Here is a 12,838-nt window from a genome sequence, read left to right on the forward strand (position 1 = left end):
TCAGCGCAGCTTCAGCGTCGAGAGGCCGACCAGGGCCAGCATCACCGAGATGATCCAGAACCGGATCACGATCTGCGGCTCGGTCCAGCCGAGCTGCTCGAAGTGATGATGAATCGGCGCCATCTTGAAGATGCGCTTTCCCGTCAGCTTGAACGAAGCCACCTGCACGATGACCGACACCGCTTCGAGCACGAACAGGCCGCCGATGACAGCCAGCACGATCTCGTGCTTCACCGCGACCGCGATCGAGCCGAGCATGCCGCCGAGCGCCAGCGAGCCGGTGTCACCCATGAAGATCGAGGCCGGCGGCGCGTTGAACCAAAGAAAACCTAAGCCTGCGCCGAGCACCGCGCCGCACAGCACCGCGAGCTCGCCGGTGCCGGCAACGTAGTGGATCTGCAGATAGTCGGAGAACACGGCGTTGCCGGCGAGATAGGCGATCAAGCCGAAGCTTGCGGACGCGATCATCACCGGAACGATCGCGAGGCCGTCGAGGCCGTCGGTCAGGTTGACGGCGTTGCCGGCGCCGACGATGACGAAGGCGCCGAAAATGACGTACATCCAGCCGAACTTGAAGACGAGGTCCTTGAAGAACGGAATCGCGAGCCCGGTGGAGGACGGATCGCGTCCGAGCCGCACCAGCGCATAGCAGGCGACCAGCGCGATCGCCGCCTCGATCAGGAGCCGCGCGCGTCCTGCAAAGCCGGAATGCGACTGCTTGGTCACCTTGAGATAATCGTCATAGAAGCCGACGAAGCCGAAGCCGAGCGTCACGGCCAGCACGATCCAGACGTAAGGGTTGAGCGGATTGGCCCACAGCACGGTGGAGACGACGAGGCCCGAGAGGATCATCAGGCCGCCCATCGTCGGCGTGCCCTTCTTGCTGATGATGTGCGATTGCGGTCCGTCGGTGCGGATCGGCTGGCCCTTGCCTTGGCGCAGGCGAAGATGATCGATGATCCAGGGACCGAACAGGAACACGAACAGCGCGCCCGTGACCACGGCGCCGCCAGTGCGGAAGGTGATGTAACGGAAGACGTTCAGCACCCCGCGAAATACCGACAGGCTCGGAAACGTATTCGTCAGCTCGATCAACCAGTAGAACATCCAACCCGCCTATGCCGTCTCACCGGGACCGGGCGTGCGACAGGACGTCCCGCGCACGAATCCAGCCTGCCTCTTTTAACCATGATCGGGGCCGGGTGCGAATCGTGGCCCGGCGGAACGATCCGTCCGGCATGACTGCTTCGACCACCAGTGGAAAAACATCGTTCTGCCGCGCCGCGATATCGCCCGATTGTTACGCGCGGCTCTGCAGGGCGGCGGCGAGCTTCGACACGAACTTGTTGACCCAGAAGATCTTCTTGCTGCCCTTGATGACGACGGCGTCGCCGGGCACCAGCAGCGCCGCGAGCGCTCCGGCATCCAGCGTCACCGGATCCTCATGCCAGCCGAGCCGCTTCGCCTCAGGCAGGTTGTCGAACAAATGACGCATCAACGGGCCGACGCAGTACACACCGTCGATTCCGGCAAGATGGCCGGCCATCTGGGCATGGTAGGCCGGCGCGTCGTCGCCGAGTTCGAGCATGTCGCCGATGATCGCGATCCGCCGCCCGCGCACCGGGCGCGCCTGCAGGCTGTCGAGCGCAGCGGCCATGCTCGCCGGGTTGCCGTTGAAGCTGTCGTCGATCAGCACGATGTCGCCGACGCTCTGCTCGACGCCGCGGCCGGTCATGATGCCGACATGGCCGAGCGCCGGCGCCAGCTGCGCTGGGTCGAGTCCGGCCGCGGCAACCGACGCGAGCGCCGCCAGCGCATTGTGCAGGCGATGCGGCGCGCCGGGCGTCAGCGCAAACGTGACCTGGCGACCGGCGATGTCGGCCGTCACGTCCCAGCTCTCGCCGCGCGAACTGTGCGACAGCTCGCGAACCTCGGCACCGCCGCCGAAGCGGATCGCCTTGCCGGTCCATTCGGGTGCCGCGAGATCAGCGGGAAGGACAAGGATGCCATCCGCGGGCAAGCCAATTGCGATCGAGACCTTCTCCTGCCGGATGGCTTCGAGGCTGCCGAGCTTCTCCAGATGCACCGGCTGCACGTTGACGACGAGTGCGACCGTCGGCTGGGACAGCTCGGTCAGCCGCGCGATCTCCCCCTTCTGGTTCATGCCCATCTCGACCACCCAGACCGAGGCCGAGGGATCGGCATTGCACAAGGTCAGCGGCACGCCCCAGAAATTGTTGAAGCTCGACGGACTGGCGGAGGCTCCGGGATAGGCGGCGATGAACTCCTTGGTGGAGGTCTTGCCGGCGCTGCCGGTGAGCCCGATCACCGGTCCATGAAAACGCGCCCGTGCCGCGCGGGCGAGCGCCCACAAGCCGTCGATCAAGGTATCCGGCACGACGAGCTGCGGAGCGGTGATGCCGTCGATCCTGTGCGGCACGATCATCGCGACGGCGCCAGCCTGCTCGGCATTCGCCGCAAACTCCCAGCCGTCGCGGCTCGACGCAAAGCTCGACACGAAGCCGCCGCTCGGCGTGCCGCTGAGCGCGACGAACAGACTGCCCGGCTTCACGGCGCGGCTGTCCTGCGTGACGAAATCGATCGGAGTGTCCGGATAGTCGCCGGTGAGGCCGAGCGCGCGCGCCGCCTCGGCCACGGTCCACAGCACCTTCGTCATCATGTCCTCGCTGCCAATGCGGCCGCGACCGCTTCATGATCGCTGAAATGCAGGGTGGTGCTGCCGATGATCTGGCCGACCTCATGTCCCTTGCCGGCGATGATCAGAGCATCGCCCGGCTGCAGCTCGCCGATCGCGACCCGGATCGCCTCGGCGCGGTCGCCGATCTCGCGCGCGCCGGGTGTGGCGGCCAGGATCGCGGCACGGATAGCGGCCGGGTCCTCGCTGCGCGGATTGTCGTCAGTGACGATGACGCTGTCAGCCCCGGCGGCGGCGATCTCGCCCATCAGCGGCCGCTTGCCGGTGTCACGGTCGCCGCCGGCGCCGAACACCACGACGAGCTTGCGCGGGGCATAGGGCCGCAACGCATGCAGCGCCTTGGCGAGCGCATCCGGCTTGTGGGCGTAGTCGATGAAGATGGGCGCGCCATTGTGCTCTCCGACCAGCTCGAGCCGCCCCTTGGCGCCTTCGAGCGTCTCCAGCGCCTCGAACACGGCTTGCGGATCGCACCCGGTCCCGATCGCGAGGCCAGCCGCGACCAATGCGTTCTCGATCTGGAAGGCGCCGACCAGCGGCAGCCGGACGAAATACATCCGTCCGCAATGCTGAATCTCGAGCTGCTGCGCAAAGCCGTCGATCGCGGCCGCCACGAGCCGGATGCCCGGCCCTGCGCCGTCGCCGCTCGTCCCCACGGTCATCAAGCGAAGGCCGCGCGCCTCCGCCGCAGCGATGACCTCCGGCGAGCAGTCATGATCGGCCGAGATCACTGCAGCCCCTCCGGGCGGCACGAGGTCGCGAAACAGCCGCAGCTTGGCGTTGAGGTAATGCGCGATGTCGGGGTGGTAGTCCATGTGGTCGCGCGACAGGTTGGTGAACCCGCCGGCCGAGACCTTCACGCCATCCAGCCTGAACTGATCGAGCCCGTGCGATGAGGCTTCGAACGCCAGATGCGTGACGCCATCCCCGGTGATCTCGTCGAGCTGCCGATGCAACGCGATCGGATCCGGCGTGGTCAGCGAGCCGTAGACGGTGCGCTTGTCCGACACCAGGCCGACCGTACCGATGCTGGCCGAACTGTGGCCGAGCCGCTGCCAGATCTGGCGGGTGAAGGCGGCGACCGAGGTCTTGCCGCTGGTGCCGGTGACCGCGGCAATCGTCGCCGGCTGCCTGGGGAACATACGCGACGCGGCCAGCGCCAAGGCGCGGCGCGGATTCGGCAGCACGACGAAGGGAACCGAGAGCCCCCCCTCCGGTGCCGAAGCACCGGCCACCGCGGCTGCGCCGGCTGCGATTGCGGCCGCGATAAAGCGGGCACCATCCGTCTTGGTTCCCGACAGCGCGAAGAACAGATCGCCTGGCCGGACGACGCGACTGTCCACGGCCAGTCCGGAGACTTCGACGGCGGCGATCTGCGGGTCGAGCCGCGCCATATCGCCGAGGAGATCGTGAAGTTTCATCCCGGTCCCGTACCAGTCCTGGCTCCCGCCCGGGCGGCGGCAGCTCCATAGCCTTGCGATTCGCGGACGGCTTACTGCGTCAACCGCGATGCCGCAAGAATTTGGCGGTCGGACGGCGGCAGGTCGAAACGGGGCTCGATCCCGAGCAACGGCCCGATCCGGGAGATCACATTGCCCGCGGTCGGCACCGCGTTCCAGCCGGAGGTGATGAAGCCGTAGGTCTCCTTCAGAGCCTGCGGCTCATCCAGCATGATCAGGAGCTGGTATTTCGGCTTGTCGGCCGGAATCACGGCCGTGAACAGGGTCAGCACCTTCTTCTTGGCGTAGCGGCCGTTGATCACCTTCTCGGCGGTGCCGGTCTTGCCGCCGATGTAATAGCCCTTGACGTCGGCCTTGCGCGCGGTGCCGATCTCGGCGTTCAGACGCATCAGGTACCGCATCTTCTCCGAAGTCTCCGGCTTGATCACGCGCTTGGCGACCTGCATCGCCTCGGCCTCGGTACGCTTCATGAAGGTCGGCGGAATCAGGTAGCCGCCATTGACCAGCGCGCTGACGCCCATCACGCCTTGCAGCGGCGCCACCGCCATGCCGTGACCGAACGCGATCGTGACCGTGTTCAACTCGGCCCAGCGCTTGGGCAGGATCGGCGAGGCACTCTCCGGCAACTCGGTGCGCAGCCGGTCGAACTGTCCCATCTTGCGCAGGAACGCCTTGTGCCCTTCCACACCCTGCGTCAGCGCGATCCTGGCGGCGCCGACGTTGGAGGAGAAGGTGAACACCTCTTTCATCGTGAGGAAGCGGCCCTTCGGCTCGTCGTCATGGATCGCGAACTTGCCGTAGTGCAGCGGTCCGCGCGCATCCCACAGCGAGTTCAGATCATATTTCCCGGTATCGAGCGCCATCGCCAGGGTGAACGCCTTGAAGGTCGATCCCATCTCGTACACGCCGGTGGTCAGGCGGTTGATCCGGTCCGGATCGTGCGCTTCCTTCGGGTTGTTGGGATCGAAATCAGGCAGCGACACCATCGCGATGATCTCGCCGGTCCGGACGTTGACGACCAGACCGGAGGCCGCCTTGGTCTTGAACTTCTCCTTGGCCTTGAGCAGTTCGTCGCGCAGCGCGTGCTCGACGCGCAAATCGACCGAGAGCTCGACCGGCTTCTGCAGGCGGTCGGTGGCGAAGCCGGCGCGATGCAGGTCGGCGAGGCCCTGATTGTCGAGCCACTTCTCCATGCCGGCGATGCCCTGGTTGTCGATGTTCACCAGACCGATCAGGTGGGCCACCTCGTTGCCCGTGGGATACACGCGCTTGTTCTCGCGCAGGAAGCCGACGCCCGGCAGGCCGAGGCGATGGATGTCCTGCTGCTGCTTCGGCGTCATTTCGCGCTTGAGCCAGACGAAGCCCTTGCGCGACATCATGCGCTCGCGCACCTCGTTCGTATCGAGATCGGGCAAGGTCGCGGTGAGCAGCTCGATCGCCTCGTCCTTGTCGATGAGGCGGCGCGGCTCGGCGAACAGGCTCGGCGTCTTGACGTCGGTCGCCAGCACGGCGCCGTTGCGGTCGACGATATCGGGCCGCGCGGTCGCAATGGCGTCCTGCTGCGCGGACCGCCGTGCGCTCGGCCCGTCTGAGCCCGCCGCGAACATCACGAGCCGGCCGCCGATGATGGCATAGACGGCGGCGAAGGCGATGATCGCAAGGCCGATGCGCGCCCGCGCCTTGGCGGTACGATCGACGTCGCGCCCGTACAGCAGCGTACGCACGAGGCGCTGTCGCCACGGCTCCTGCGGCTTCACATGCGGCCGAGGCTGGTCGGTCATTGCTGATCCTCCGGACGAGAGACCGATCCGGTCACGGGGGGTTCTTCGTTGATGGCATCGATCGTATCGATCATCGAGCCGATCGGATCCGGATTGTCCGGACGCGCGAAGCGCGGCGGCCGCTCCGGGAGATTCTTCAGGGTGTCGTACTGCGTGGCATTGAGCGGCTTCAGCGGCAGATGCCGCTCGACAAGCCCCTGCAGCCGCAGCGGCGCATCGAGCTTGGCCCATTCCGAGCGCAGGATCGCGATCGCCTCGCGCTGCTCGCGGATCTCGGCACGCAATTGCAGCACGCGCTCGACGCGCGCGGTCGACTCCATCTTGATGCGATAGACATAGGCGGCCGCAAAGATCAGCGAGCAGATCACCACGAGATGCAGGAGGCGCATTGGTCAGCCTCCCCGCAGGACGTCGGCCAGGCGCGGCCAGGGCGATGACGAGGACGGCGCATGCGCCGGCGCTGTCGTGCGCTCGGCACCGCGCAGCTTCGCGGACCGCGCACGTGGATTGGACTCGGTTTCGGCCTCTCCGGCCACCACCGGCTTGCGGTTCAGCGGTTTGAAGCTCGGCGTCTCCTGCGCGATCTCCGGCAGATGACGCGAGCCGCCGCCAGTCTTGCTGCGCTCGGCGAGGAAGGTCTTGACGATGCGGTCCTCGAGCGAATGGAACGAGACGACGGCGAGACGGCCGCCCGGGGCGAGGATGCGCTCGGCCGCCGACAACGCCTCTTCGAGCTCGTCCAGCTCCTCGTTCACGAGAATACGCAGCGCCTGGAACGTGCGCGTCGCCGGATGGATGTCGCCCGGCTTGGATCTCACCACGCGTGCCACGATATCGGCGAGCTGCCGTGTCGTCGTGATCGCCTGCTCCTTGCGCGCCGCCACGATGGCACGAGCCACCCCGCGGGAGTGACGTTCTTCGCCCAGGATGTAGATGACATCAGCCAGATCACGCTCGGTGGCCTGCGCAATGACGTCGGCGGCGGTCGGTCCCGTCGCGCCCATGCGCATGTCGAGCGGACCGTCGAAGCGGAACGAGAAGCCGCGCGCGGCGGAGTCGAGCTGCATCGACGACACGCCGACATCCATCACGATGCCGTCGACGTGGTCGAGCCCCTGCGCGGCGCAGATGTCGGAGAGGGCAGAGAAGCGATTCTCGACCAATGTGAGCCGGCCGCCTGCTTCGGCGACGAGGTCGGCACCGCCCGCAATCGCAGTGCTGTCGCGGTCGATCGCGATGACCCGCGTTCCCGGTGTTGCCAGGATCAGACGTGTGTAGCCGCCGGCGCCGAAAGTCGCATCGACATAGGTTCCGCCATCGCGCGGCGCCAGCATCTCGACCGCCTCAGGGCCGAGCACCGGGATATGGCGCTGGTCAGCCGTGCTCACGCGGCCGCTCCACGCGGATGCCGCCGACCCGGACTGACTATGCTCGGCTGCGAGCCCATCGCGCCTTCGATCCTCGCGCCTCGTCACTTTGCCAAGCCATCGCCCGGAACGGTCGACAGCCAGCCGCTCCAATACCCGAGCCCCGGCACGCGAACTCCGCGCCGGGGCGAGCGCCGGGCCGTCAACGATCGCGCGCTGCCGGATGCCCCCGACAGCGCTCGATACGGTGATATCCCGTGCAGGACCTTGCATATGGCGGCTTGCCGTCCCGAAAGCCGGCTTGGCTCTTCACCACTTAGTAACGGCCTTTAGCGTTAATAAATCGTTGACGGTCTGTGGCGGATCTTGGGCACTCGCTGGAAAGGCGAGTCGTGGAGCGAGAGCGGCTGGCTGCTCCTCGACACCCCCGCCGCCTTCGCGCAACGGTCTGATCAATACGAGGGGCTCGCATGCGATTTCGATTGCGGCTGGGACATGTAAAAGAGTAGTGCCTGCCCATATTCAATTTGATTCATTGCCGTCGCCGCCTCCGCTTCGAGTGCTTCATGACCGATTCAACCGACAAGTCCGAATCGAAGCGGCCACGCGCAGTGCCGATTCCCAAGGGCGTCTCAGACCTGCCGGTTTTCACGCCGGATTCGTCGATCGCGTCCGACGTGATCCCGTCTGCAAATTTTGGTGAGCGCAAGGGTGGCCGCCAACCGGACATGGTCATCCTCCACTACACCGGCATGCCGGACGTCGAGGGCGCGATCACCAAGCTGTGCACCGCCGGCACCGAGGTCTCGGCGCACTACATCGTGCTCGAGGATGGCCGCATCGTCCAATGCGTGCCGGAGGCGCTGCGTGCCTGGCATGCGGGACTGTCCTCCTGGGGCGGCGAGGAGGACATCAATTCCTGCTCGATCGGCATCGAGATCGTCAACCGCGGTCACGACTGGGGTTATCCGGACTTTCCGCCGCGGCAGATCGCAGCGGTCATCGCGCTGTGCCGCGGCATCATGCTCCGCCGCAATGTGCCGGCGCATCGCGTGCTCGGCCATTCCGACGTCGCGCCGTCGCGCAAGAAGGATCCGGGCGAGAAGTTTCCGTGGCACTCCCTGGCCAATTCCGGCGTCGGCCATTGGGTGCAGCCCGCGGCGATCACCAAGGGTGAGACCCTGAAGCTCGGCAGCATCGGCGACGACGTCAAGGGCCTGCAGAAGGCGCTCGCCAGATACGGCTATGGCGTGCCGATCACCGGCAAGTTCGACGGCCTCACGATGGAGGTGGTCACGGCCTTCCAGCGGCACTTCCGTCCCGAGAAGGTCGACGGCATCGCCGACCGCTCCACGCTTTGGACGCTGCATGCGCTGCTGACGAGCCTACCGGCGGAAGAGCCTGCGCCGCGCGCCTGATCCATCAAGACGGCGCATCGAGTTCCCCGAGCCGGCGCGCGTAGAGCCGCTTGAGCGGGACGAGTTGTGTTGCGTCGCTCGCCTCGCGATACGCTGCGCGAGCTTCATTGCGCCGGTCGAGCCGCCGCAATAGATCCGCGCGGACCGCGGGCAACAAGTCGTATTGCTTCAATCCTCCACGCGCCACCAGCGAATCGACCAGCGCAAGCGCTCGCGCCGGGCCATCGACCATCGACACCGCAGCCGCGTGATTGAGCTCGATCACTGGCGATGGCGCGATCCGCAGCAGCACCTCGTACAGGCCGACGATCTGGCGCCAGTCCGTGTGCTCATAGCTCGGCGCCTGCGCATGGAGCGCGGCGATCGCCGCCTGCACCGTATGGGGCTGCGGCCGGCCTTTGACGCTCAAGGCCTGTTCGACCAGCGCCAGCCCTTCGGCAATCTGCGCGCGATTCCAGGTTGAGCGGTCCTGCTCCTCGAGCAGAACGATGTCGCCCGCGGCATCGGTTCGCCCGGCGCGGCGCGCATCGTGCAGCAGCATCAAGGCGAGCAGGCCCTTGATGTCGCGCGCCTCCGGCATCAGGTCGAGCAAGAGACGGCCAAGCCGGATCGCCTCGCAGGCGAGATCATGTCGGATCAACTCTGCGCCGGAGGTCGCGAGATAGCCCTCGGTGAAGACGAGATAGATGACCGTCAACACGTCGCGCAGGCGCTCATCCAGAGCATCGCGTCCGGGCACCTCGTAGGGGATGCCGGCGAGACGGATCTTCTGCTTGGCGCGCACGAGACGCTGCGCCATCGCATCCTCGCTGATCAGAAAGGCGCGGGCGACCTCGGCCGTGGTCAGCCCGCAGACCGTGCGCAGCGTCAGCGCCACCTGCACCTCCGGCGCGAACGCCGGATGGCAGCAGGTGAACATCAGCCGCAGCATATCGTCGTCGAGAGCGGCCAACGGCTCGGCGTCATCGCTGGCCGCGTCGCGCTCGATGGCATGGACGATCTCGGCTTCCTTGTCGCGGAAGTTGCGCCGGCGCCTGATGCGGTCGATCGCCTTGTTGCGCGCGACATTGACCAGCCACGCCCGCGGATTGGCGGGGATCTCGGATCCCCGCCAGGCAAGAAGCGCCGCCGCGAACGCGTCCTGCAGCGCGTCCTCGGCCAGATCGAAATCGCCGACGAGCCTGATCAGGGTCGCGAGCGCCCGACCGGACTCGTCGCGGAACACTTGTTCGATCGCATCGGGCGTCATCGCATCGGCCGCAGCGCTGGGCTCAATGATTGTACTGCCACACCGGACGCACCTCGATCGAGCCGAAGCGGGCGCCGGGAATCCGGGCGGCGATGCCGATCGCCTCGTCGATGTTCTGCGCCTCGATCATGTAGTAGCCGCCGAGCTGCTCGCGTGTTTCAGCGAACGGACCGTCCGTGGTCAGGATCTTGCCGTCCCGCACCCGGACCGTCGTCGACGTCGTGGTCGGCTGCAGCCGGTCACCGCCCTTGAAATTGCCGCTGGCGATGATCGACTGGGTGAAGGTCTGGTATTCGGCCAGCATCTTGCCTTCCGCCTCCTTCTCGATCTTCGCGTAATCGGCCTCGTTCTGATAGATCATCAGCAGATATTGCATCGGACTTGCTCCTCGGTTGCGGCTGTTGCGCCAACATCCAGTCGAACGGTGCGCGGGCGGGACGACACTCCCGACATAATATTTTGCGCCGGCGCGGCGAGGCTTGACGCGCTGGTCGATAAGCCCCATTCAGGCCACGTCAGTCGGCCGGACGGCCGCTCCGGCAGGTGCCGAAAGGCCGCCGGGGAGGAAAGTCCGGGCTCCATCGACATGCGGTGCCGGATAACGTCCGGCGGGGGCGACCCCAGGGACAGTGCCACAGAGAACGAACCGCTTCCTCCTGCAAGGGAGGCAGCAAGGGTGAAAAGGTGCGGTAAGAGCGCACCGCGGGGCCGGCAACGGAACCGGCATGGTAAACCCCACCGGGAGCAAAACCGAATAGGGACGGCCACGCGGAGACAATCGCGTCAGCGATGACGTCCGCGGGAGCGATGTCAGGCTCGCCGTCCGGGTAGGTTGCCCGAGGTCTCGCGCAAGCGCGATCCCAGAGGAATGGCCGTCACGTATCGTCATGCGCAAGCATACGGTGCCCTACAGAACCCGGCTTACAGGCCGGCTGATATGTTCATGAGGGGCTCGACGCTCAAGCGTCGGGCCCCTCACCATTTTGATCATCCTGCGGCCGAGAGCTGGCCGAACTCGGTGGCCTGGCGCTCGAACAGGCTGCGATAGAGCCCGCCGGGCTTGCCGACGAGCATGGCATGGCTGCCCTGCTCGACGATGCGACCGCGGTCGAACACCAGGATGCGGTCGAGGCTGCGCACGGTCGCCAGCCGATGCGCGATCACGATCGCCGTCCTGCCCTTCATCAGCCGTTCCATCGCCTCCTGGATCAGTGCCTCCGATTCCGAATCGAGGCTCGACGTCGCCTCGTCCAGGATCAGCACGCGCGCATCCGCCAGGAACGCGCGCGCCAGCGCGACCCGCTGCCGCTCGCCGCCCGACAGTTTCACGCCGCGCTCGCCGACCAAGGTGCCGTAGCCCTTGGGCAGGCGCGTGATGAACTCGTGCGCATTGGCGAGCCGCGCCGCCTGCTCGATCTCCGCCTGGCTGGCGCCGGGGCGGCCATAGGCGATGTTCTCGGCGAGCGAGCGGTGGAACAGGATCGGCTCCTGCTGCACGATCGCGATCTGGCTGCGCAGCGAGTCCTGCTTCGCATGGGCGATGTCCTGCCCGTCGATCAGAATTCTCCCGCCGCTGACGTCGTAGAGCCGCTGCACCAGCTTGACGAACGTCGTCTTGCCGGAGCCGGAGCGCCCGACGAGGCCAATCCGCTCGCCCGGCCGGATGTCCACCGACAGCCGGTCGTAGAGCGGAACGCGATGGCCGCCATAGTGGAAGGTGACGCCATCGAACACGATGTGCCCGCCGCTCACCGTCATCGCCTTGGCATCGGCGGCATCGACGATGCCGATCGGCTCGCCATGGATCGCGACCAGCTCGTCCATGTCGTTGACCGCGCGCTGCAGGTTGTTGATGTGCATGCCGACGTCACGCAGATAGGCATGGATCACGTAGTAGCTCGTCAGCACGTAGGTGACGTCGCCGGGCGATGCCCGGCCCGCCATCCACAGCAGCACGGCGCCGCCGATCACCGACGAGCGCAGGCACAGCAGCACGCCGAGCTGCACGGCAGCGGTCGTGTTGTAGCGCAGCCAGGTACGGTTGACGCGCCGGGACCAGCGGCTGACGACGCGCATCAGCCGGCCGTCCTCGCGGGCCTCCGCCCCGAACGACTTCACCACCGCGTTGCAGCTCAGTGCATCCGCGAGCGTCCCGCCGACCTTGGTGTCCCAGGCATTGGAAATCCGCGCGGCCGGCGCGATGTAGCGGGTCGAGAACACGACCGTCATCGCGACGTACAGCAACGCACCGACAGCGATGACGCCGCCAAGCACGCCCCAATGCAGGCCGAGCAGCACCATCGAGCCGAGCAGCACCGACAGTGACGGCAGCAAGGCCAGCAGGATGGTGTCGTTGTAGAGATCGAGCGCCCACATGCCCCGGGTGATCTTGCGCACCGTGGAGCCGGCGAAGCTGTTGGCGTGCCAGTCGGTGGAGAAGCGCTGCACGCGCACGAAGGCGTCGCGCGCGACGTCCGACATGATGCGGAGCGTGAACGGCACGATCAGTTGCAGGCCCGACAGCCGCAGCACGATCGATGCGAAGCCGAGCGCGACGATGGCGGCGAACGCCACCAGCGCGCTATGCCGGGCGTCGGCATTGGCAGGACCGAGCGTCAGCGCATCGACGAGTTTGCCGGAGAACAGCGGCATGAACAGATCGGCGGCGGTGGCGCCGAGCAGGCACACCGCGATGCCGAGGGTCATGCGCGGCTGCTTCCGCCAATGGCGGGTCACGAACGGGATCACGACGCGAATCGCGGCGGGTCGCTTGTCGGCCTTCAGGCCGGAGACGTCGAGGGTCATGGCATCATCCGGTCGCGCTCGCGGGCGCAGGACCGGCTCCAAATG

Annotated in this window: 10 protein-coding genes and 1 other RNA gene; 2 read left to right on the plus strand and 9 right to left on the minus strand. The window is 66.7% G+C overall.

Features of this window, described 5'->3' with window-relative positions; translation table 11 throughout:
• The 6 genes from mraY to rsmH form a co-directional block, all read right to left on the minus strand.
• Window positions 1–1,107: a phospho-N-acetylmuramoyl-pentapeptide-transferase gene (gene mraY, locus NLR35_RS25970; RefSeq protein ID WP_257169376.1), complete on the minus strand. Its 1,107-nt coding sequence runs from the start codon at window positions 1,105–1,107 to the stop codon at window positions 1–3.
• Window positions 1,108–1,300: 193 nt separating this feature from the next.
• Window positions 1,301–2,677 carry a UDP-N-acetylmuramoyl-tripeptide--D-alanyl-D-alanine ligase gene (gene murF, locus NLR35_RS25975; RefSeq protein ID WP_257169377.1) on the minus strand — a complete coding sequence of 459 codons (1,377 nt, stop codon included), beginning with the start codon at window positions 2,675–2,677 and terminating at the stop codon, window positions 1,301–1,303.
• Window positions 2,677–4,134: a UDP-N-acetylmuramoyl-L-alanyl-D-glutamate--2,6-diaminopimelate ligase gene (locus NLR35_RS25980; RefSeq protein ID WP_257169378.1), complete on the minus strand. Its 1,458-nt coding sequence runs from the start codon at window positions 4,132–4,134 to the stop codon at window positions 2,677–2,679. Before NLR35_RS25980 ends, murF begins: the two co-directional genes overlap by 1 nt.
• Before the next feature lie 71 nt (window positions 4,135–4,205).
• Entirely contained in the window at window positions 4,206–5,954 is a 1,749-nt protein-coding gene (locus NLR35_RS25985; RefSeq protein WP_257169379.1) for a penicillin-binding protein 2, read from the minus strand.
• Entirely contained in the window at window positions 5,951–6,343 is a 393-nt protein-coding gene (locus tag NLR35_RS25990) for a hypothetical protein (protein WP_257169380.1), read from the minus strand. The genes NLR35_RS25985 and NLR35_RS25990 overlap by 4 nt, the downstream gene beginning before the upstream one ends.
• A gap of 3 nt (window positions 6,344–6,346) precedes the next feature.
• Complete coding sequence (rsmH, locus tag NLR35_RS25995) at window positions 6,347–7,342, minus strand: 16S rRNA (cytosine(1402)-N(4))-methyltransferase RsmH (RefSeq protein WP_257169381.1); 996 nt, start codon at window positions 7,340–7,342, stop codon at window positions 6,347–6,349.
• A gap of 545 nt (window positions 7,343–7,887) precedes the next feature.
• On the opposite strand from rsmH, the gene NLR35_RS26000 reads away from it, so the two are divergent.
• Window positions 7,888–8,739, plus strand: coding sequence for an N-acetylmuramoyl-L-alanine amidase (locus NLR35_RS26000; protein ID WP_257169382.1), 852 nt, complete (start codon window positions 7,888–7,890; stop codon window positions 8,737–8,739).
• Window positions 8,740–8,743: 4 nt separating this feature from the next.
• Here the strand turns inward: NLR35_RS26000 and NLR35_RS26005 are convergent, their stop codons facing one another.
• Together NLR35_RS26005 and NLR35_RS26010 are read right to left on the minus strand one after the other, a co-directional pair.
• Window positions 8,744–9,988: an RNA polymerase sigma factor gene (locus NLR35_RS26005; protein WP_257169383.1), complete on the minus strand. Its 1,245-nt coding sequence runs from the start codon at window positions 9,986–9,988 to the stop codon at window positions 8,744–8,746.
• 22 nt (window positions 9,989–10,010) lie between these two features.
• The gene (locus NLR35_RS26010) at window positions 10,011–10,364 is read right to left on the minus strand and encodes a YciI family protein (protein ID WP_257169384.1); all 354 of its coding nucleotides are present in this window, start codon (window positions 10,362–10,364) and stop codon (window positions 10,011–10,013) included.
• A 139-nt stretch (window positions 10,365–10,503) separates the two neighbouring features.
• Here NLR35_RS26010 and rnpB point away from each other — a divergent pair.
• An RNA gene (rnpB, locus tag NLR35_RS26015) (RNase P RNA component class A) lies at window positions 10,504–10,928 on the plus strand.
• Window positions 10,929–10,975: 47 nt separating this feature from the next.
• On the opposite strand, the gene NLR35_RS26020 is transcribed toward rnpB, so the two are convergent.
• Entirely contained in the window at window positions 10,976–12,793 is a 1,818-nt protein-coding gene (locus NLR35_RS26020; RefSeq protein ID WP_257169385.1) for an ABC transporter ATP-binding protein, read from the minus strand.
• Window positions 12,794–12,838: the final 45 nt, after the last annotated feature.

This window comes from Bradyrhizobium sp. SRS-191, from assembly GCF_024586915.1.
In the GTDB taxonomy this organism is placed as follows: Bacteria; Pseudomonadota; Alphaproteobacteria; order Rhizobiales; family Xanthobacteraceae; genus Bradyrhizobium.

Bases quoted from the DNA above. Each gene is read 5' to 3' on its own strand.
- mraY (WP_257169376.1), bottom strand. From the start codon at position 1,107: ATGTTCTACTGGTTGATCGAGCTGACGAATACGTTTCCGAGCCTGTCG.
- murF (WP_257169377.1), bottom strand. From the start codon at position 2,677: ATGACGAAGGTGCTGTGGACCGTGGCCGAGGCGGCGCGCGCGCTCGGC.
- NLR35_RS25980 (WP_257169378.1), bottom strand. From the start codon at position 4,134: ATGAAACTTCACGATCTCCTCGGCGATATGGCGCGGCTCGACCCGCAG.
- NLR35_RS25985 (WP_257169379.1), bottom strand. From the start codon at position 5,954: ATGACCGACCAGCCTCGGCCGCATGTGAAGCCGCAGGAGCCGTGGCGA.
- NLR35_RS25990 (WP_257169380.1), bottom strand. From the start codon at position 6,343: ATGCGCCTCCTGCATCTCGTGGTGATCTGCTCGCTGATCTTTGCGGCC.
- NLR35_RS26000 (WP_257169382.1), top strand. From the start codon at position 7,888: ATGACCGATTCAACCGACAAGTCCGAATCGAAGCGGCCACGCGCAGTG.
- NLR35_RS26005 (WP_257169383.1), bottom strand. From the start codon at position 9,988: ATGACGCCCGATGCGATCGAACAAGTGTTCCGCGACGAGTCCGGTCGG.
- NLR35_RS26010 (WP_257169384.1), bottom strand. From the start codon at position 10,364: ATGCAATATCTGCTGATGATCTATCAGAACGAGGCCGATTACGCGAAG.
- NLR35_RS26020 (WP_257169385.1), bottom strand. From the start codon at position 12,793: ATGACCCTCGACGTCTCCGGCCTGAAGGCCGACAAGCGACCCGCCGCG.